We start from the raw sequence: 19,425 nt of genomic DNA, 5'->3' as shown, positions 1-19,425 counted from the left end.
TAGCGGGGGAAAGTGGGCTGCGGAGATGTGGGCAAGAGCACCCGTAACGGTACGAAGATCAGGACGTTCCCGCGCTCGGGCTGAGTGACGGATCGGGAGTCGGAGGGGCTGCGGTGTCCAGCGGTTCCGCGTCCACGACCGGCCCGGCCAACTGCACGGTGGCGGGGGCCGCGCCTGGCGGGGTGGCCAGCCGCAGCGTTCCGGAGGCCGTCCGGACACCGGTGGGCGTGCCGTCCGGGTCGTAGCAGTAGATGCCGACGTCCAGTGGGGCGTTGAGCGAGGCGGAGGTGGAGTCCACCGAGTAGCAGGCGCCGGTGAGGCCCTTCGGCGCTGCGGCCTCGGCAACCGCGAGCGGCGCGCGCCGGTCCGTCAGCACGTCCAGCCAGTCGGTGAGCGGATGCTGGATCCGCGGGTCCAGCCGGCGGGGGATTGCGTCGTCGCGGTCGCCGAGGCGTACGCAGCGCGCCGGCTCCGGGTGGCCCGTCGAGGGCAGGGCGCACTGGAACAGCCCGTCGGGGGTGGCGGCCAGCGAGATGTCGGCGGCGCCGCCGAGCGCGCCACCCGGCACGTCGACCCGCCAACTGCCGTCGTTCGCGCTGGTGAACACGATGGTGCGGTCGGGCTGGCCGCTCCGGCTGAACACGTACTGCGCCACCAGGTGGCGATCCTGCGCGGCCGCGGCCAGGGCGGCCAACTCGTCACGGGTGCCGTCCACCTGGATCGGCCCGGGGTCGGCCGGCGGCGGGGGCGGGGGCTGGGCGCTGTCGCAGGCGACCAGGGCTACCGGCAGGGCGAGCACGAGCGGTCCGAGCACGCGGCCGGCCGAGCGGGAGAGGACGGGCACCGGCCCATTCTGGTGGGTGCGGGGCACCTGCGGGCAACGGCGCACAGCGGTCGCCTCCCGGCGTGTCGGGGCAGCTTGTCCGCGTACCCCTGGCCTGTCGCGGACCTGGCCAAGCGCGTCGGCCGGACGGCCGCGCGGGCCGGATGGTGGGATCACCCGACCCGCCGTCGTGACCCGCCGGATACGCTCAGGGGGTCTGACACGCGCCGCCGGCCCCAATTCCGGCGGCGTCGGCACGCTCAGGGTCGCTGGGAGGGAGTGCACCGTCGTGGCACTCGTGGTGCAGAAGTACGGCGGGTCCTCCGTCGCCAACGCCGAGCGCATCAAGCGGGTGGCGGAACGCATCGTCGCCGCCCGAAAGGCCGGCGACGACGTGGTGGTGGTGGTCTCCGCGATGGGCGACACCACCGACGAGCTGCTCGACCTGGCCAACCAGGTCAGCCCGCTGCCGCCGGGCCGCGAGCTGGACATGCTGCTCACCGCCGGGGAGCGGATCTCCATGGCCCTGCTGGCCATGGCCATCCACAACCTGGGGTACGAGGCCCGCTCGTTCACCGGCTCGCAGGCCGGCGTGATCACCACTTCGGTGCACGGTCGCGCCCGGATCATCGACGTCACCCCGGGGCGGCTCAAGGGCGCGCTCGACGAGGGTTCGGTGGTCATCGTGGCCGGCTTCCAGGGCGTCTCGCAGGACACCAAGGACGTCACCACGCTGGGCCGGGGCGGTTCGGACACCACGGCCGTGGCGCTCGCCGCCGCCCTGCACGCCGACGTCTGCGAGATCTACACCGACGTGGACGGCATCTTCACCGCCGACCCGCGGATCGTGCCCAACGCCCGGCACATCAGGGACATCACCTACGAGGAGATGCTCGAGCTGGCCGCCTGCGGCGCGAAGGTGCTGCACCTACGTAGCGTGGAGTACGCCCGCCGGGCGGGGTTGCCGATCCACGTCCGTTCGTCATACTCGACCAACACCGGCACGATGGTCACCGGATCGATGGAGGACCTTTCCGTGGAGCAGGCACTGATCACCGGGGTCGCGCACGACCGCAGCGAGGCCAAGATCACGATTGTCGGCGTGCCCGACGAGCCGGGTGCCGCCGCTCGGATCTTCGACACCGTCGCCGGCGCCGAGATCAACATCGACATGATCGTCCAGAACGTCTCCACCGAGGGCACCGGCCGCACGGACATCTCGTTCACCCTGCCCAAGGCCGACGGACCGACCGCGATGGCCGCGCTCAGCAAGATCCAGGAACCGGTCAAGTTCAAGGGCCTCCTCTACGACGACCACGTCGGCAAGGTCTCCTTGATCGGTGCCGGCATGCGCTCGCACCCCGGGGTGGCCGCCGGCTTCTTCGCCGCGCTCGGCGCGGCCGGCGTCAACATCGAGATGATCTCCACCTCCGAGATCCGGGTCTCCGTGGTCTGCCGCGACACCGACCTCGACGCCGCCGTCCGCGCCATCCACGACCAGTTCGAGCTGGGTGGCGACACCGAAGCCGTGGTCTACGCCGGGACGGGTAGGTAGCGCCGATGACGGCGCTGCCCACCCTCGCCGTGGTCGGAGCGACAGGTGCCGTCGGCACCGTGATGTGCGAGCTGCTCACCGGGCGTCGCAACGTCTGGGGCGAGATCCGGCTCCTCGCCTCCGAGCGGTCGGTCGGCAAGCGGGTGCGCTGCCGGGGCGAGGAGATCGTCGTCCAGGCGCTGACCCCGGAGGCGTTCGACGGTGTCGACGTGGCCATGTTCGACGTGCCGGACGAGGTCTCCGCCGAGTGGGCGCCCATCGCCGTCGAGCGGGGCGCGATCGCGGTCGACAACTCCGGCGCCTTCCGGATGGACCGGGACGTCCCGCTGGTCGTTCCGGAGATCAACCCCGAGCAGGTCCGCAACCGACCCCGGGGCATCATCGCCAACGCCAACTGCACCACCCTCGCGATGATCATCGCGGTGGCGCCACTGCACCGCGAGTACGGCCTGCGCGAGCTGGTGCTCGCCTCCTACCAGGCGGTCTCCGGGGCCGGCCAGGCCGGCGTGGACATCCTGCACGACCAGCTCGCCAAGGTCGCCGGGGACCGGGCGCTCGGCTCGCGCACCGGCGACGTCCGCCAGGCGGTCGGCGACGACCTCGGCCCGTTCCCGGCGCCGCTGGCACTCAACGTGGTGCCGTGGGCGGGCTCGTCCGCCGACGCCGGCTGGTCCTCGGAGGAAATGAAGATCCGCAACGAGTCGCGGAAGATCCTCGGCCTGCCCGATCTCAAGGTCAGCGCCACCTGCGTCCGCGTGCCGGTCGTCACCGCCCACTCGGTGGCCGTACACGCCGTCTTCGCCACCGAGGTCGACGCCGAGGGTGCCCGCGAGGCGCTGCGCAACGCGCCGGGCGTGATCGTGGTCGACGACCCCGCGGCCGGCGAGTTCCCGATGCCCATCGACGCGGTCGGCACCGACCCGAGCTGGGTCGGCCGGATCCGCCGCGCCCTGGACGACCCCCGCGCCCTCGACTTCTTCGTCACCGGCGACAACCTCCGCAAGGGCGCAGCCCTCAACACCGCCCAGATAGCCGAACTCCTAGCCAAAGAACTCCGCACCCCGTAACCCCCCTCTGCCTTGCTCCGCGCTGCCCCGCGCGCGTCCCGCCCCCTCCCGCCCGCTCCCACCCCTCCCGCCGCGCCGATCTTGCACTTTCTGTCGCCGCAAATCGCGTGAAGGTGGGCAAAACGGCAACCGAAAGTGCAAGATCGGCGCGCTAGTGGCGCGGGCGCGGGCGCGGGCGGGGGGCGGGTGCGCGGCGGGGGCTAGGCCGCGGAGAGGTGGACTCCGTCTCGGCCTTGGCGCTTGACCGCGTAGAGGGCCTGGTCGGCTCTTTTCAGGGTGCGGTCGGGGGTTTCGCCTGGTCTCGGCAGCGCGACGCCCACGCTGATCGTGCGGCCCGTACGGCGCGCCGCCTCGGCCAACCGTTCGGCGATCCGGACCGCCTCCTCGGGGCGACTCACCTCGATCACCGCCACGAACTCGTCGCCGCCGATCCGGTACAGCTCGTCGCCGTGCCGCAGCGCGCCCTCCAGCGCCCGCGCCAACCCGACCAGCACCTGGTCGCCGGCCTGGTGCCCGTACGTGTCGTTGACCGTCTTGAAGCCGTCCACGTCGATCGCCAGCAGAGCCGTACGCCCCGGGGTGGCCGCCGCGATCCGCTGCCCGAACGGGCCGGTGTGCCGCAGCCCGGTGAGTGGGTCCGAACTGGCCTGCTCCCGCAGTCGGGCGAGCGTATGCAGCCGGTCCAGGCTGGTCCACGCCTGCCCGGCCAGCAACTCCATGAGGCTGATCGTGGTCGGGTCCGGGTGCAGGGCGCGCTCGTCGGCGACCAGCAGCACTCCGCCGGCGTCCGCCGGGCCGACCGGCACGGCGACCAGCGTGCATACCCCCGCCCGGGTCAGCGGTCGATAGTCCTCGGTCGGAGGATGCCCGGCCTCGCCCAGCGTGTATCCGGCGCCGTACCGGTGTGCCCGTTCGACCATCCTCTCCAGGGCGGCCGGGCCCGCGCCGGCCAGCTCGGCACGGATCAGGGTCTCCAGGTCATCCGGCGCCGCCGGGGACGGGCCGAGCTGACCGCCGATCACCAACAGCGCGGTGGAGAGGGTGGACACCTCCCGGGCGGCCTCGGTCGCCGCGCTGATCACGGCCGCCTCGGTGGGGGCGGCGGACAGTGCCGCGGCGTGCCGGAGCAGCTTCTCGCTGCGGCTCTCGGACGGAGGGCCGCCCAGCGCGGCGATCCGCGCGCCGAGCCGGCCCGCCAGCCGCTGTGCGGTCTCCCGCCACGGCCGCAGGTCGACCGGGTCGCTCCACTGCACGTCCAGTACGCCGATCACCCGGCCGTGCGGGTCGCGAACCGGAACGCACAGCTCGGTCGTGACGTCGGGGCGTACGGGTAGGTAGTCCGGGTCGACGGTGACGTCCGGGACCACGGCGGCGGTGCCGGTGGCGTACACCCGGCCGACGATTCCGGTGCGCGCCGGCACGGTCGCGAAGACCTGCCACGCGCCGGTCGCCGCCACGCAGCGCAGCCGGTCGTGCGCCTCGAGCAGCACCGAGATGGTGGCCGGGGTGTGGTGGGACAGTGCGCTGACCGTCCACCGACAGGCTTCCGGCGCGCTGGACGCCATCGACAGGCGGACGGTGACGTCACGGATGACTCGCTGATGATCCACTCGCACGTCGTTCCAGGTAGGGGAGGGGCTGGATCAAGCGTACTCACGTTTGCGGGGCGGCCTTCCGGCTTCGTACACATGTGCTATCCACAGGCTGTGGACGGGCCTGTGGGGAAAGGCGGCGGGCGATAGCGTGGGGGTTTCGGCGTCCCGGAGGCGAGCATGCTCATCGCGCAGATCAGCGACCCGCACCTGACCACCGGCCTGCTCGCCGCCGAGCCCGCCGCCGGGCTGCACCGGGCGCTCGGTCGCGTGCTCGCCCTGAGCCCGCGACCGGACTGCGTGGTCATCACCGGCGACCTGGTCGACCACGGCCGACCCGACGAGTACGCGGCGCTGCGCGAGTTGATCGGGCGCTTCCCACTGCCAATCCACCTGACCACCGGCAACCACGACGACCGCGAGTCGCTGCTCGACGCCTTCGGCGGCACGCCGTGGCTCGGCGGCGGGTTCTCCGCCTACTACCACGTCGACCACGAGGCGGCGACCATCGTCGTGCTCGACTCGCTCGTCCCCGGCAGCGACGCCGGCCAGCTCGGCGAGGAGCAGCTCGGCTGGCTCGACGGGGTTCTCGCGGGCCGGCCGGAGGTGCCCGCCATCGTCTGCCTGCACCACCCGCCGGTCGCGGTCGGCATCCCCGCGGCGGACTCCATCCGCCTCGCCGACGGGCCCGCGCTGGCCGAGGTGATCGGCCGGCACCGGCACGTCGTGCGGGTCGCCGCCGGGCACCTGCACCGCACGGTCACCACGGGGTACGCGGGCACGGTGCTGACCGTGGCGCCCAGCACCTGGAAACAGAGCACCCTCACCATGGCCACGGACGAGGTGATCGGCTGGGTCGCCGAGCCGAGCTCCTTCCTGCTGCACCGGATCGAGCCGGACGGCTGCGTGACCCACTCGGTGCAGGTCAGCCATTCGGCCGGCCAGACCTGCGGCTTCTGACGTCGTGCTCGTCTGGTACGTCGCGTACGGCTCGAACATGCACGCCGCCCGGCTGGCCTGGTACATCAACGGCGGCTGCCCGCCCGGCGGTCGGCGGACGTACCCGGGTTGCCGCGACACCCGCCCACCGAGCCGCTCGGCCCCCGTGTGGATGCCCGGCGGGATCTACTTCGCCGGCGAGTCCGGCGCGTGGACCGGCGGCATGGCCTTCTACGACCCGGAGCTGCCAGGCGAGGCCGCGGCGAGGGCCTACCTGGTCACCATCGACCAGTTCACCGACATCGCCGCCCAGGAGATGTACCGTCCACTGGGCGACACCGCCGACCTGCTCCCGGCGACCGGCGCAGCCGTCGACAAGGCCGTCGCGGACGGGCGGGCGATGCTCGGCCCGGGGCGCTACGAAACCCTTCTCTGCCCCGGCCGGCGTGCCGGCATCCCGATGCTCACCTTCACCGCCCCCGAACCGGCGTCCGCCGTGCCGCACCGGCCACCGGCACCCGCCTACCTGCGCATGATCGCGCAGGGGCTGCACGAGTCCCACGCCTGGCCGGCCGAGCGGATCGTCGACTACCTGGCGCAGCGCCCCGGAGTCGCGGTCGGCTGGCCGCCCGACGCCGTCGCGACACTGGTCCGCGACGCGCTCGCCACCGCGTGACCGGCCGAGCCCGGCTTCATCCGGGTCGGCGGCGATGTTTCACCGGCCGGATCGACCCGCGTGATCATCGGACCGGATGGACGGGCCGGCGGGAGTTTCGTCGTGTGTTGCGCCTCCCGCTGAGCGAGCGACGCCAGCGGAGTCCCTCGTGGACGTCGATCGCGGTGATCTGGTCGGTGACCGACGATGGGCCGATCGGTGTATTCGCAGCTCTGCCATCGTGCTCGGCTCGACGGGTCAGCGTCCGGATGAGAGGCTGGCCGGGCGGGCGACGACACAACCGCCGCCAAGCGTGATCGATCCTTCCGACGGCGTCGACAGGCGGCCGCCCGACCCACCGGCCGGGCACCGTACACGCCGATTCTCACGAGGAGTTCCATGTCCATTCCCGGGATGCGTCGGGCCGCTGTCGGCCTGACCGCGCTCGCGGTGGCTGCGCTCGGCGCGGTCGCCACCACGCCTGAGCAGGCCGACGCACGACCGAAGCCGGTCGACGTCACCCTGCTGGCTCTCAACGACTTCCACGGCAACCTCGAACCGCCGAGCGGCTCCAGCGGCACCATCGCCGGGCAGACCGCGGGCGGTGTCGAATACCTCGCGACCCACCTGGCCGAGCTGCGTGCCGCCGCCAAGAAGAAGAACACCATCACCGTCGCCGCCGGCGACCTGATCGGCGCGTCCCCGCTGCTCTCGGCCGCGTTCCACGACGAGCCGACCATCGAGGCGCTGAGCATGGCCGGCCTGGACTACGCCAGCGTCGGCAACCACGAGTTCGACGAGGGCGCCGCCGAGCTGCTGCGCATCCAGAACGGCGGCTGCCACCCGGTCGACGGCTGCGCCGACGGCACCCCGTACCGGGGCGCCGGCTTCACGTACCTCTCCGCCAACGCCTTCAAGACCGCCACCGGCAAGCCGCTCATGGCGCCGTACGCGATCCACAAGGTGCAGGGCATCAAGGTCGGCTTCATCGGGATGACCCTGGAGGGCACCCCGCAGATCGTCAGCCAGCAGGGCGTCGCCGGTCTCACCTTCGCCGACGAGGCGGAGACCGCCAACCGGTACGCCCGCGAGCTGCGTCGCAAGGGCGTACAGACCATCGTCGTGCTCCTGCACGAGGGCGGCGCCCAGGCGGCGACCGGGGGCATCAACGACTGCGTCGGCATGACCGGGCCCATCGTGGACATCGCCAACCGGATGGACCCGTCGATCGACGTGGTGGTCAGCGGCCACACCCACCAGGCGTACAACTGCAACATCAACGGCAAGCTGGTCACCAGCGCCAGCTCCTTCGGCCGCCTCGTCACCGACATCGACCTCAAGATCGACCGTCGCAGTGGGGACGTGGTCTCCGCCGCCGCCAACAACGTCGTCGTCACCCGCGACGTCGCCAAGGACCCGAAGCAGACCGCCCTCATCGACCGGTACAAGACCGTGCTCGGCCCGGTCGCCGACCGCCAGGTCGGCGTGACCACCGAGGCCATCACCAAAACCCAGGAAACCCTATTCGGTACGACCCTGGGCGAATCCCCGCTGGGCAACGTGATCGCCGACGCGCAGCTGGCCGCCACCGACGACGAACAGGGTGCGGTGGCCGCGTTCATGAACCCGGGTGGTGTCCGGGCCGACCTGAACGCTGGTCCGGTGACCTACGAAGAGGCATTCACGGTGCAGCCGTTCGCCAACAACCTGGTGACCCTCGACCTGACCGGGGCGCAGCTCTACTGTGTCCTGGAGCAGCAGTTCGTCACCGCCCGGACCCTGTACCCGTCGTCGACCGTCGGCTACGTGGTCGACCCGGCCGGCACCACCGGGACCGCGGCCGACCCGTGTGCCGGCACCCGCGTGGTCCGGGGCAGCCTCACCATCGGCGGCACCGCCGTCGACACGGCAGCCACCTACCGGGTGACGGTGAACAACTTCCTGTCCGGCGGCGGCGACGGCTTCAGCGCCCTCACCGCCGGCACCAACCAGGTCACCGGCCAGATCGACCTGGACGCTTTCGTGGCGTACCTGACCGCGCAGTCGCCGGTCTCCGCCCCGGCGCTCGACCGTATCCGCACCACTGCCGAGGTCCCCGCCGCCTGACGGCCGACCCCGCGACATCGGGCCCCGGAGCGAATGCTCCGGGGCCCGACCCGTCCCTGCTGCCGTCTGGCCGCGCTGGCGTCTGGCCGTGCATCCGCCTCGTCCCGCATCCGCCTCGCCCTGTTCCTGCCGGTCACCTGATCGCGCTCGATCCTGGAAGTAGTGGCCTCCGGGCGTCCCGATGCCACTCGATCCAGGATCGAGCGCGATCTTGCGGAAATCGGCGGATCCGCGAGCAAGATCCGCGCAACATCAGGGATGTTGCTGCTTCCCGCGCCCCGGAGACAGCAGCATCGGTGAACTTGCGCGGATCTTGGGTGGCACCCCGGGCATCCCGTGCTGGGTGCCGGGCATCCCGTGCCGGTCGCCGCGTGCCGGTGCGCGCGGCACCCCCCAGCCGGCACGCCTCCCACCCGACGCGCGCCGCGCGGCATGCGGCACCCGTGGCCACCCGGACGGGGCGGGGCGTGTCGGGCGGGGCGGGTGGCGGGTGTCAGGCGGGGGTGGGGGTCGGGTCGAGTGAGGTGGGGATTCGCGTGGTCCGGCCGTCCTGATCAGGGCTGAGCAGTCGGCGCAGCGAGAGCGCGACCAGGGAGGCGGCCAGGCAGCCGCCGACCACCGTCGCCACCCAGACCTTCCCGTCGGCGGCGCCGATCAGCGGACCGGCGGTCACCGGGCCGATGACACCGCTGATTCCGAAGATCATCGAGCTCATCGCGTTGTACCGGCCGCGCAGCTCGTCGGTGGCCAGCGCGTTTGTCAACGCGGGCATGACCGGTGACAGCATCGTCTCGCCGAAGCCGAAGATCGCCGAGCAGGCCACCACGCAGACGGCGGCCAGCAGGGCGTTCTTACCGCTGATGAGGCCAGCCGCGCCGAGGACCAGCCAGGCGGTGGCGAACACGGCGCCCACCAGGGCCAGCGCCCGGGTACGGCTGCGTCCGTCCATCCGGCGGATCACCACCAGTTGGGCGAGGACGATCATCACGGTGTTGGCGGCTAGCGCCCACGCCACCACCCGGGTTTGCACCTCGGCGACCCGCACCGCGTACGCGGCGAAGCCCACCTCGATCTGTCCGTATCCGCAGGTGGTGAGGATCAGGCCGAAGATCACCAGCCGTCGGAACGGGCGGTCGCGGAGGACGGTGAGGTAACCGCCGGGCGACGGGTCGTCGACGCCGCGAGGGTTGCCGAGCCGGTGACCCACCCCGGGCAGGGTGAGCAGGATGACCGCCGGGAGCAGGTAGGTCACCGCGTCCAGCAGGTAGATCGTCTGGAAGGTACCGAGGCGGGCGGTGTCGACGATCGCGCCGGACGTCATGCCACCGATGCCGATACCCAGGTTGAGCAGGGCGAAGTTCAGCCCGAAGACACGTTGCCGCTCACCGTCGTCGGTCAGCGAGGCGAGGATCGTGTTCTGCCCGGACCAGATCGCCGAGCTGCCGACGGCGATCACGGTCATCACCAGCAGGGCCGACCCGGCCGAGTCGACGAGCGCCAGCGAACCGGTGCCGACCGCCTCGATCACCAGGCACGGCAGTACGACCCGACGGGCGCCGAACCGGTCGATCAGCGTCCCGCCCAGCGGCGACAGGGCCAGGGTGACGGCGCCGTACCAGCCGATCACGAGCCCGGCGCGGGCATCGGTGAGCCCTCGCACGTCGGTCAGGTAGATGAACAGGAACGGCAGTGTCAGGCCCCGCCCGATCGCCGACAGCAGGGTGCCGACGAGGAGCCGGCGGGCTTCCGGACGGCGAGGCAGGGCGCGACGCAGCATGTCCGGCATTCTGTGCGGTGGGTGTGACGTCGGGCGAACCGTTTTGGACGGAGCCCGGGTGCGCGGTGACCAACGCCACGACAACCACCGGTGTCGGCCCGGTCTGCGATGCTGGCCCGATGACCGGCACCTGGCGACACCTGCCCGCTTCCGCCCGCGCCATCGCGGTGACCGCCACGGCAGCCGTCGCCGCTGCTCAGGCCCGCGACGACCAGGCGTACGACGAGGCGGTGGACGACCTGGCGGCTGACGAGCGGTCCGGTCTGGTGCTCGGGACGGTGGTCCGGCTCCTGCTGGAGGAGAGCCACCCGGACGGGTTGGACGGCGACGACGTCCGCCAGGTGCTGACGCGCTGCGTGCAGGGCGCGACGCGCTGGCGTTCGGATGTCGACCCGCACGTCGTGCTCGTACTGCTGGCTGGCGCGCTCGGGGTGTACGACCCCGAGGGTGACGACGCGCCTCCCGGCGCGTCCGCGCTGGCCCGGCATTCCCCGCTGCTCGTGGCCGATCTGCTGGCGGCGACGGGTGGGCCGTTGGACGGGTACCTGGCCGCCGCGTTCACCGAGATCGAGCGCACCGAGCGGCACGACTGACGGACGGGGGCGGCCACCCGAATGTGTGGCCGCCCCCGGTTCGGCAGGTCAGGAGGCGGAGGCCGCTACGTCGAACCAGTACCAGTTGGGGTAGTCGCTGAGCGTGCCGTCGGCGCGGACGGCGTAGACGGTCAGCTCATGGAACCCACTGGTGGTGGGCGCCCAGGTGATCGTGGCCCGGCCGCTCGCGTCGGCCGACACCTCGATCGGCTCGGCACCGTTGAAGCTGTACTGGTACGCCCTGGTGTCCGTCCAGCCCGGCGGCGGGGAGAAGGTGAAGGTGCCCTCGATCCCCACCCCGCCGACGGCCGAACCGTCGGGCGAGTAGTAGACGTCGGACTTCACCCCGGGGCCGGGATCGAAGTACACCGACCACTGGCCCGCCGCCGAGACGAACCCGTTGTCGCTGTGGCTGCGAACCGAGACACTGTGGCCGTCCGGCCTGTTGGCGACGAAGCTGAAATAGCCCGTCCCGTCCTCCTGGGCGGCCCGCATCTCCGGGTCCCTTCCGTCCAGGGTGATCTCGTACTCGCGGACGCCGGTGACTCCGGACGCCGGGACGAACTTCAACACCACCTCCTGGCCCCACTCGGGAGCACCGCTCTCCACCCGTACCGTCGGCTCACTCGGCGCTACCAGGGTGCTGTACGTCACGGTGTCGGAGACGTTGCCCGCGAGGTCGACCGAGCGGACGCTCAGGCGCTGCAGCCCGGAGCGGGGCGCGTTGAGCGTCACGGTCGCCGAGCCGCCCGGGGTGTTCGCCCGCACCGATCCGGGCAGGTCGAGAGGATGCTGGCACTCCAGCTGGCCGTAGTCGCCGCTCGCGGAGCAGCCGTGTCCGCCGAGGCTGTTCCAGGAGTACTCGAAACCGGCGATGTCCTTGTTGCCGTTGCCGGTGAAAGTGAAGATCCCCGGCACGCCCGGCGGCCCCCACTCGCCGGTGGTGTCGGACGGGTAGTTGGCCGAGGTGACGGTGGGCTCGTCGGGGCCGGTGCGGTCGTACGTGAAGAAGCACTTCTGCGACCAGGGCGAGTAGTCGGCGCCGTCGGTGACCCGGGCCTGCCAGACGTACGCCTTGCCGTCCGTGAGAAAGCCGTCGGGCAGGGTGACCGTGTTGGCGCGGCCGGAGAGGCCGTGCTCGCCGGTGAACACCTGACGAGCTTCGGAGTCGGCCTTCGGCCAGATGGCGACCTCGGTCTTCACCGCACGCTGGTCGTACTCGTCGGCGTCACTACCGACCGCTTGCAGGATCTTGGCGAAGCCGCCGATGCGCGGGTAGGGCGCGAGTTGGGTGCAGGGGAGGCCGCCGTTGTACAGGTGGGCGTTGTCGATCTGCGGCACCGAGTTGAACTGGACGTTCAGATCGACGTGGCGGTACGGGTGCAGCCCTCGGCCGTAGGACGCGTCACTCTCGTAGTGCTCCGGCACCCGGACCTCGAACGTGATGTAACGCTGGCGGTGTGCGACCGCGTCCTGCACGGCCGCGCCCACGTCGAACGTGATGCTCGCTCCCGGGCAGAACTGCACCGGAGTGAGGACCTCGCCGAGCTTGGCGAGTGGTTCGGGCGCCCGGTTCCAGGTGGGCGTAGCGGTGACCGGCTTCGTACGCCAGATCTCCACTGCGCGCCTGCTGCAGTCGGCGACGGTGCGTTCCTCTACGAACACCTTGCCGCCGTAGATCTTCTTGCCCTCGTAGGCGGAGAGGTCGAAGGTGGCGTACACCCGCGAGGTGTGGCTCTTACCCGCGGCGTCCTGCCAGGTGCCGAGCGGGACGTTCGTGGTGTTGTCCGCCGGGTACGCCTTCTTCGGCGTCGCCGAGTCGGTCCAACCGACCTGCACCGACGGCGGATCGTCGTAGTGCGGTGCCGCGACGGCGGCACTGGCGGTGGCGATGAGACCGAGCCCGCTGAGGCCCATCGTCAGTGCGAGTGCCCCACCAGGGCACGGCGTGGCCTTGATCTGATCACAGTGGATGTTCTCCCCGTGTGCCATCCGCTCCACCGAGCCGATGATCATGCGCATCAAACCTCGGGAGCTGGAGGGGCAGCAACCACCGTTCGGGCAGGCGGGGAGCCGCCCGAACGGATCGATGATCTTCCGGCGGAGTATGCCGGGAAAGCAAAGAGGGCGCATCCGAACGATCGGATGTGCCCTCTTACCTCTGGTCGGGGTGGCCGGATTCGAACCGACGACCTCTTCGTCCCGAACGAAGCGCGCTACCAAGCTGCGCCACACCCCGAGGCGTGCCGACAAATAGTAGCCCACCCGCTCCGATGGTCAAACTCGGTACCCCCCGCCGCCCGACCCGGCCAAACCGCGCACGGAGCCGTCAAGATCCGCACAACTTCCGGGATGTTGCTGCCTCCCGGACGTCCGAGGCAGCAACATCCCCGATACTGCGCGGATCTTGAGCCGCCCGACCGCCGACCGCCGACCGCCCGACCGCGCTGACCGCACGCACGCGCGCAGGCCCGAGCGTCTCGCGGGCGCTCGGGCCGAGCGGTGGGTCAGCGGGGGATCAGGGTGAGGATGCTCGCCTCGGGTGGGCAGGCGAAGCGGACCGGGGCCGTCGGGTGGGTGCCGAGGCCGGCGGAGACGTGCAGCCACGAGTCCGAGCCCGGCCACCGGTGCAGACCGCGCGCCATCGAGCGGGGCAGACCGCAGTTGGTGACCAGCGCCCCGTACCCAGGGACGCAGACCTGCCCGCCGTGGGTGTGCCCGGCCAGCAGGAGGCCGAAGCCGTCGGCGGCCATCTGATCGAGCACCCGCGGTTCGGGGGAGTGCGTGACGGCGATGGACAGATCGGCGGAGGAGGCCACCCGGCCCGACACGGCCGGGTAGTCGTCCCGGTCGATGTGGGGGTCGTCGACGCCGACGAGGTCCAGCTCCCGACCGCCGGCCTTGAGGCTCGTCCGGGCGTTGTTCAGGTCCACCCAGCCGGCGCCGGTGAACACCTGGCGCAGCTCCTCGTAGGGCAGCTCGACGCCCTCGGTGTACTCCCGGTCCGGCAGGAAGTAGGTGAACGGGTTCTTCAGCACCGGCCCGGTGTAGTCGTTGGAGCCGAACACGAACGCGCCCGGATAGTCCAGCAGCGGTTGCAGCGCCCGCAGCACGCCCGGTACCGCCCCGGGGTGTGCCATGTTGTCGCCGGTCACCACCACCAGGTCGGGGTCCAGGGCGGCCAGCGACGCCACCCAGCGCTGCTTGCGGGCCTGGTTGGGCATCATGTGCAGGTCCGACAGGTGCAGCACGCGCAGCGGCTCCGCGTCGGCCGGCAGCATCGGCACGTCGTACCGCCGCAGGGTGAACAGGTTGCGCTCGACGAGCGACGCGTACGCGAGGGTGGTCGCTCCGACCGCTGCGGTTCCGGCGGCGAGGCGGAATAGTGTGCGCTTTCGCATGGCGTTCAGGGTAGTTTGACCGTCCATGAGCACGCTGAAGGACCGCCTCACCGCCGACATGCGTTCCGCGCTCAAGGCGCGCGACGAGCTGACCACCTCCACGCTGCGGATGGCCCTGGCCGCCGTCGGCACCGCCGAGGTGGCCGGCAAGGCCAAGCGCGAGCTCACCGACGACGAGGTGCTCGCGGTGTTGACCAAGGAGGCCAAGAAGCGCCGGGAGGCGGCCACCGCCTTCGCCGACGCGGGCCGCGCCGAGCAAGCCGCGAAGGAGACCGCCGAGGGTGAGGTGCTGGACCGCTACCTGCCCAAGCAGCTCTCGGATGCCGAGCTGGCCGACCTGGTCGCGGGGGCGCTCGCCGCGGGCGGCTTCACCGGGAAGGCCCAGATGGGCCCGGCCATGAAGGCGGCCCAGGCCGCGGTGGCCGGCCAGGCCGAGGGTGGTCGGGTGGCAGCCGAGGTACGGCGACAGCTCGGCCTCTGACCCCGCCACGCGGCTCCGGTTCGACCCAACGAGACGGGCGGGCACCCCCGAGAGGGTGCCCGCCCGTTCGCGTGTGTCGCCGCTGCCTCAGCCGCCCGGACGGTTACCGGGTCGGCCGGGCGGATTGCCGGGCTGCCCCGGCTTGTTGCTGTCCGGCGGGGTGCCGCCGGCGCCGCTGCTGACCTGGATGGTGACGATGCCACCCTTGACGGTGCGCCCGTCCGGGCTGGTGCCGTGGGCGGTGCCCGCCGGGCAGGTGGACGGCACCTTCGTCTCCGATACGACCGGCTCGAAGCCCGCGCCCTTGATCCGGGACTTCGCGGTGTCCACCGGCTGGCACTTCACGTCGGGAATGCTGCGCTGCTCACCCTCGGAGATCTTCTGACCCGGGGTTTCGAAGTTGATGCGCGGCTTGCCCTTCATAGCGTCCCGCAGCGTCTCGTACACCGGCGGGTTGATGCCGTCCTTCTCCGCGTGCTTCATCTTGACGTTCGTCTGCGGCCAGTCCGGGTCGGCCATGATGCCGGCCACCGCGTACTGCTTGGTCATCGCGACCAGCGCAGCCGTCTTCTCGGAGTCGGTGGTGCCGGACTTGCCGGCCACCGGCGCGTCGACGATGCCCTTCACCACGGCGGCCGTACGGCTGCTGCCGCACTTGCTGGTCTTGGAGTTGTCGCCGACCGGACAGCGGGCGGCGTCGACGGCGGCACGGGCCACGTCGGTGCTGAACCGCTTCTCGCAGCGCGGGTTGGCGATGTCCAGCTTCTTGCCCTCGGGGTCGCGGATCTCCTGCACCGGGATCGGCTCGCAGTACTTGCCGTCCGCCGCGAGAGTCGCGTACGCGTTGGCCAGGTCCAGCGGCGTGGTGGAGGAGACGCCCAGGGTGAAGGCGCCCCACTGGTGGGCGGCATCCTTGGTGGCGGCGAAGCTGGCGTCGTTGCTGGCCCGGAACTGGATGCCGGCCCGCTTGGCGACGTCCACCACCTTCTCGGCGCCGACCTGCTGCTGAAGCGGCACGAAGTAGGTGTTGATCGACTGGGCGAACGCGGTCCACATGTTCTGCACGCCGCCGGCCTTCTTGCCGGAGTTGGTCGGGCAGTAGAAGTGGGTGCCGGGGCAGGCCGCGGGGCTGCTGCTGTCGATGATGTATTCCGACTTGAACTGCTGCGGCGCGTTGATCGAGTAGCTGAGCGGGATGCCCTTCTCCAGGGCCGCCACGATCGTGAAGATCTTGAACGTCGAGCCCGCCTGGTAGCCGGCGATGCCGTCGCCGCCGGTGAGCAGCGGGTTGACCGTCGCCGGGTAGTTGCCCCGGATGCCCCGCTTGCTCTTCGCCGGATCGCTGGAGATCCGGTTCTTCGGGTTCTTCGGGTCGTCCAGCTTGAACTGCCGGTTGACCGCCAGCGCCCGCACCCGGCCCGTGCCCGGCTCGACCACGGCGACCATGGCGGCTTCCTTGCTGGTCTCCTTCTTGGCGCGGCGGACCGCAGCGTCCGCGCCCTTCTGCGCCTGGACGTCGATCGACGTGACGACGGTGTAGCCACCGCTCTTGAGCCGCCGCTCGCGGTCGTACGAGGTGGAACCGAACGTCTCCTGCTGCATCCACCAGCGGTAGAAGTAGTCGCAGAAGAAGCCCCAGCTGTTGACGTTGGTCGCGACACAGCCGTTCGGGGTGCGCTTGTCCTGCACCTTCAGCTTGACCGCCTTGGCGGCGTCGGCCTCCTGCTGGGTGATGGCCTTGGTGTCGACCATGTTCTGGATGACGTAGTTACGCCGGTCCAGCGCCAGCGGATAACCGCTCTTGGTGGTCGGGTCGTTCGTCGTCGGCGCCTTGACCATGCCGGCCAGTAGCGCCGCTTCCTCGATCTTCAGCTTGCTCGGCGGCTTGCCGAAGTAGACCTGGCTGGCGGCGTAGATGCCGTACGCGCCGTTGCCGAACGAGGCGAGGTTGAGGTAGCGGGTCAGGATCTCGTCCTTGGAGAACTCCTTGTCGACCTGGAGGGCCAGCCGCATCTCGCGGAGCTTGCGGGCGCTGGTGTCCTCGGTCGCCGCGACGACGTCGGCCGGGTGGGTGGCCGAGTAGGCGATGGCCAGCCGGACGTACTGCATGGTCAGCGTCGAGGCGCCCTGGCGGCCGGCGCCCTCGCTCTGGTTGTTGACGAACGCGCGGGCGACACCGTTGATGTCGACGCCGTTGTGCTTGTAGAAGTCGTGGTCCTCGGCCGCGATGATCGCCTTGACCATGTACGGCGAGATGTCGGCCAGCTTCACGTCGCGGCGGTTCTCGTCGTACATCGTCGCCAGCGGCGTCTTGCCGTCCGACGCCAGCAGGTAGCTGATCTGTGGCGCGCGGGCCACCGTCAGCTCCGTGGGCAGGTTGCCGAATGTCTCGGCGCCGGCCTTCGCGGCCAGTCCGGACATCGCCACCGCGGGGAAGGCCGCCGCAGCAACCACCACGCCGGCCAGCAGGCCACATATGAGCAGCGATGCGGCGTTGGTCAGCACATTGTGGTCACGTTTCCGCATCCAGGTCACCTCGGCATGGTACGCGAGTAGGGAACGAGGGGCGCCTGGGCGTCTTTCCCCATTTCCTGCGCGCGCTGCCCTCGTTGTGCTAAACGCATGACCCCCGGTACGAGGTTGCGTGTGATCGGCGTGAGTCTCCTCCGTTCGGTGGAGGACGCGCAGCGTTTTCGTGGACCTCGGCGGGGTAACCGGCGGTCAAGAGCCCGGGAAGCCGGGAGTGTCCGGAATGATGGATTTCGCCGACAACGTTGCGTAATCGGTCGACTACAGAGCATGATGATGGCGGCGACAGCGCCACATGTCGTCCGCGCCGCCTTGGGGAAGGCGGGCCGGGCGATCGGGGGGAATTGCCGGCTGCCGTGCAACGAGGTCGGTAGGTACTGCAAGGGGGGACGAGTACACATGGGCATGATCACTGACTGGCCGTCGCTGGCGGCGTGTCAGAACGGGGACCCGGACGCGTTGTTCGTACAGGGCGCCGAACAGAACGTGGCCAAGCGGATCTGCCGGAGCTGCCCAGTTCGGTACGAGTGCCTGGCCGACGCGCTGGACAACCGGATCGAGTTCGGTGTGTGGGGTGGTATGACCGAACGTGAACGCCGGGCGTTGCTGCGTCGTCACCCCCAGGTGACGAGCTGGCGCAAGATGTTCGAGGCAGCGATGAAGAAGAACAGCAAGGACAAGGCCGGCAAGGACAAGATCCTGGTCACCGCGGCAACCTGACGCGGGTCACGACCGGCTGATCGCCGCGCCGATCGTCCGTAGCCCGTCGACGTCGTGCACGTCGGCGGGCTGCGCCGTCACCGACACCGCCGGCACCGCCGGGAACGCCTCGGTGAAGCGCGCCGCGACCCGCTGCTCGCGTACCGCCTGACGTGCCAGCGCCGCGTGCGCCCGCAGCACGTCGGCGGTGCCCTCGTGCCCACCCAGCTCGGCCAGCCGCTCCGCGGCGGCGCGACTCTGCTCGGCGTCCAGCTCCGGAACCACCGGTCGGTGCACCCGGTTGAGCACCAGGCCGGCCAGCGGCATCTTCTCCTCGCGCAGCCGGCCCGCGAAGTAGGCGGCCTCCCGGACCGCGTCCGGCTCGGGCGCCGCGACCAGCACGAAGGCCGTCTCCCGCGCCTGCAGGATGCGGTACGTCTGCTCGGCCCGCTGCCGGAAGCCGCCGAACATCGAGTCGAGCGCGGCCACGAAGCCGGACAGGTCGGTGAGCAGTTGCGCGCCGAGAACCTTCTGCACGACCTTGGAGAACATCCCGAACGACGCCGTGACCAGGCTGAACATGCTCCGCCCGCCACTGCGCGCCGGTGCCAGCAGCAGACGCAGCATCCGGCCGTCGAGGAAGCGCGAGAGTCGGGCCGGCGCGTCCAGGAAGTCCAGTGCCGAACGGGACGGCGGGGTGTCCACCACGATGAGGTCCCACTCGCCGCGCGCGTGCAACTGGCCCAGCTTCTCCATCGCCATGTACTCCTGGGTGCCGGCGAATGTCGAGCTCATGGCCTGGTAGAACGGGTTCGCGAAGATCTCGGCCGCCTTCGCCGGGTCGGTGTGCTGGAGCACCACGTCGTCGAAGGTGCGCTTCATGTCCAGCATCATGGCGTGCAGCTCACCGCCGCTGGCCTCGACGTCGATGCCCTTGACCTGCCGGGGCGTGTTGTCCAGCTCGGTCAGGCCCAGTGACTGGGCCAGCCGGCGGGCCGGGTCGATGGTGAGCACCACCGTGCGGCGGCCGTGCTGCTCGGCGGCCCGCAGCGCCAGGGCAGCGGCCGTGGTCGTCTTACCCACCCCGCCGGCACCGCAGCACACGACGATCCGCACGCCCGGGTCGGCGAGGATCTGGTCGACGTCCAGCTGCGGCGCCGCGTCTTCGGAAGGCACCAATCGAGCGTATCGGGCCGCGTCGGTCCATG

The 19,425-nt window shown here is 71.0% G+C and carries 15 protein-coding genes and 1 tRNA gene; 8 read left to right on the top strand and 8 right to left on the bottom strand.

The features are described 5' to 3' along the window. Positions 1–58 precede the first annotated feature (58 nt). Positions 59–844: a hypothetical protein gene (locus ACQPZK_RS30125; RefSeq protein ID WP_433536111.1), complete on the bottom strand. Its 786-nt coding sequence runs from the start codon at positions 842–844 to the stop codon at positions 59–61. Positions 845–1,112: 268 nt separating this feature from the next. Here ACQPZK_RS30125 and ACQPZK_RS30120 point away from each other — a divergent pair, with 268 nt between their 5' ends. After that, positions 1,113–2,378 carry an aspartate kinase gene (locus tag ACQPZK_RS30120; protein ID WP_234583260.1) on the top strand — a complete coding sequence of 422 codons (1,266 nt, stop codon included), beginning with the start codon at positions 1,113–1,115 and terminating at the stop codon, positions 2,376–2,378. A 5-nt stretch (positions 2,379–2,383) separates the two neighbouring features. Beyond that, entirely contained in the window at positions 2,384–3,445 is a 1,062-nt protein-coding gene (locus tag ACQPZK_RS30115; RefSeq protein ID WP_433536110.1) for an aspartate-semialdehyde dehydrogenase, read from the top strand. A 200-nt stretch (positions 3,446–3,645) separates the two neighbouring features. On the opposite strand, the gene ACQPZK_RS30110 is transcribed toward ACQPZK_RS30115, so the two are convergent. Then, a complete protein-coding gene (locus ACQPZK_RS30110) occupies positions 3,646–5,055 on the bottom strand; it encodes a diguanylate cyclase (RefSeq protein ID WP_433536109.1) in 1,410 nt (469 codons plus the stop codon). Between the two features lie 162 nt (positions 5,056–5,217). On the opposite strand from ACQPZK_RS30110, the gene ACQPZK_RS30105 reads away from it, so the two are divergent. From ACQPZK_RS30105 to ACQPZK_RS30095, 3 genes are all read left to right on the top strand, one after another. After that, positions 5,218–5,997 (top strand): phosphodiesterase, encoded by a 780-nt coding sequence (locus ACQPZK_RS30105; protein ID WP_433536108.1) that lies wholly within the window; start codon positions 5,218–5,220, stop codon positions 5,995–5,997. Between the two features lie 4 nt (positions 5,998–6,001). After that, a complete protein-coding gene (locus ACQPZK_RS30100) occupies positions 6,002–6,652 on the top strand; it encodes a histone deacetylase (protein ID WP_433536107.1) in 651 nt (216 codons plus the stop codon). A 378-nt stretch (positions 6,653–7,030) separates the two neighbouring features. Beyond that, positions 7,031–8,737, top strand: a complete 1,707-nt coding sequence (locus tag ACQPZK_RS30095) for a bifunctional metallophosphatase/5'-nucleotidase (RefSeq protein ID WP_433536106.1) — start codon at positions 7,031–7,033, stop codon at positions 8,735–8,737. A 493-nt stretch (positions 8,738–9,230) separates the two neighbouring features. Here the strand turns inward: ACQPZK_RS30095 and ACQPZK_RS30090 are convergent, their stop codons facing one another. After that, positions 9,231–10,514, bottom strand: a complete 1,284-nt coding sequence (locus ACQPZK_RS30090) for an MFS transporter (RefSeq protein WP_433536105.1) — start codon at positions 10,512–10,514, stop codon at positions 9,231–9,233. 119 nt (positions 10,515–10,633) lie between these two features. On the opposite strand from ACQPZK_RS30090, the gene ACQPZK_RS30085 reads away from it, so the two are divergent. Then, positions 10,634–11,107, top strand: coding sequence for a hypothetical protein (locus ACQPZK_RS30085; RefSeq protein WP_433536104.1), 474 nt, complete (start codon positions 10,634–10,636; stop codon positions 11,105–11,107). Positions 11,108–11,155: 48 nt separating this feature from the next. On the opposite strand, the gene ACQPZK_RS30080 is transcribed toward ACQPZK_RS30085, so the two are convergent. The 3 genes from ACQPZK_RS30080 to ACQPZK_RS30070 form a co-directional block, all read right to left on the bottom strand. After that, on the bottom strand, positions 11,156–13,129 hold the full coding sequence (locus ACQPZK_RS30080; protein ID WP_433536103.1) for a hypothetical protein: 1,974 nt from the start codon (positions 13,127–13,129) through the stop codon (positions 11,156–11,158). Between the two features lie 140 nt (positions 13,130–13,269). Next, positions 13,270–13,346, bottom strand: a tRNA-Pro gene (locus tag ACQPZK_RS30075). A gap of 268 nt (positions 13,347–13,614) precedes the next feature. Beyond that, the gene (locus ACQPZK_RS30070) at positions 13,615–14,508 is read right to left on the bottom strand and encodes a metallophosphoesterase (protein WP_433536102.1); all 894 of its coding nucleotides are present in this window, start codon (positions 14,506–14,508) and stop codon (positions 13,615–13,617) included. 25 nt (positions 14,509–14,533) lie between these two features. Here ACQPZK_RS30070 and ACQPZK_RS30065 point away from each other — a divergent pair, with 25 nt between their 5' ends. Next, positions 14,534–14,989, top strand: a complete 456-nt coding sequence (locus ACQPZK_RS30065; protein ID WP_433536101.1) for a GatB/YqeY domain-containing protein — start codon at positions 14,534–14,536, stop codon at positions 14,987–14,989. 87 nt (positions 14,990–15,076) lie between these two features. Here ACQPZK_RS30065 and ACQPZK_RS30060 read toward each other — a convergent pair whose 3' ends face one another. Further along, positions 15,077–17,515 carry a transglycosylase domain-containing protein gene (locus tag ACQPZK_RS30060; protein WP_433536100.1) on the bottom strand — a complete coding sequence of 813 codons (2,439 nt, stop codon included), beginning with the start codon at positions 17,513–17,515 and terminating at the stop codon, positions 15,077–15,079. 402 nt (positions 17,516–17,917) lie between these two features. Here ACQPZK_RS30060 and ACQPZK_RS30055 point away from each other — a divergent pair, with 402 nt between their 5' ends. Then, positions 17,918–18,238 carry a WhiB family transcriptional regulator gene (locus tag ACQPZK_RS30055; RefSeq protein WP_396800206.1) on the top strand — a complete coding sequence of 107 codons (321 nt, stop codon included), beginning with the start codon at positions 17,918–17,920 and terminating at the stop codon, positions 18,236–18,238. 6 nt (positions 18,239–18,244) lie between these two features. Here ACQPZK_RS30055 and ACQPZK_RS30050 read toward each other — a convergent pair whose 3' ends face one another. Continuing rightward, positions 18,245–19,396, bottom strand: coding sequence for an ArsA family ATPase (locus ACQPZK_RS30050; RefSeq protein ID WP_433536099.1), 1,152 nt, complete (start codon positions 19,394–19,396; stop codon positions 18,245–18,247). Between the last annotated feature and the right edge of the window lie 29 nt (positions 19,397–19,425).

This window comes from Micromonospora sp. CA-249363 (genome assembly GCF_050950185.1).
GTDB lineage: Bacteria > Actinomycetota > Actinomycetes > Mycobacteriales > Micromonosporaceae > Micromonospora.
Note: the sequence above shows the minus strand (reverse complement) of the source record. Positions and strands in the feature narration are given on the sequence as shown.

Bases quoted from the DNA above. Each gene is read 5' to 3' on its own strand.
- ACQPZK_RS30070 (WP_433536102.1), bottom strand. From the start codon at position 14,508: ATGCGAAAGCGCACACTATTCCGCCTCGCCGCCGGAACCGCAGCGGTC.
- ACQPZK_RS30105 (WP_433536108.1), top strand. From the start codon at position 5,218: ATGCTCATCGCGCAGATCAGCGACCCGCACCTGACCACCGGCCTGCTC.
- ACQPZK_RS30080 (WP_433536103.1), bottom strand. From the start codon at position 13,129: ATGCGCATGATCATCGGCTCGGTGGAGCGGATGGCACACGGGGAGAAC.
- ACQPZK_RS30060 (WP_433536100.1), bottom strand. From the start codon at position 17,515: ATGCGGAAACGTGACCACAATGTGCTGACCAACGCCGCATCGCTGCTC.
- ACQPZK_RS30115 (WP_433536110.1), top strand. From the start codon at position 2,384: ATGACGGCGCTGCCCACCCTCGCCGTGGTCGGAGCGACAGGTGCCGTC.
- ACQPZK_RS30085 (WP_433536104.1), top strand. From the start codon at position 10,634: ATGACCGGCACCTGGCGACACCTGCCCGCTTCCGCCCGCGCCATCGCG.
- ACQPZK_RS30065 (WP_433536101.1), top strand. From the start codon at position 14,534: ATGAGCACGCTGAAGGACCGCCTCACCGCCGACATGCGTTCCGCGCTC.
- ACQPZK_RS30090 (WP_433536105.1), bottom strand. From the start codon at position 10,514: ATGCTGCGTCGCGCCCTGCCTCGCCGTCCGGAAGCCCGCCGGCTCCTC.
- ACQPZK_RS30095 (WP_433536106.1), top strand. From the start codon at position 7,031: ATGTCCATTCCCGGGATGCGTCGGGCCGCTGTCGGCCTGACCGCGCTC.
- ACQPZK_RS30055 (WP_396800206.1), top strand. From the start codon at position 17,918: ATGGGCATGATCACTGACTGGCCGTCGCTGGCGGCGTGTCAGAACGGG.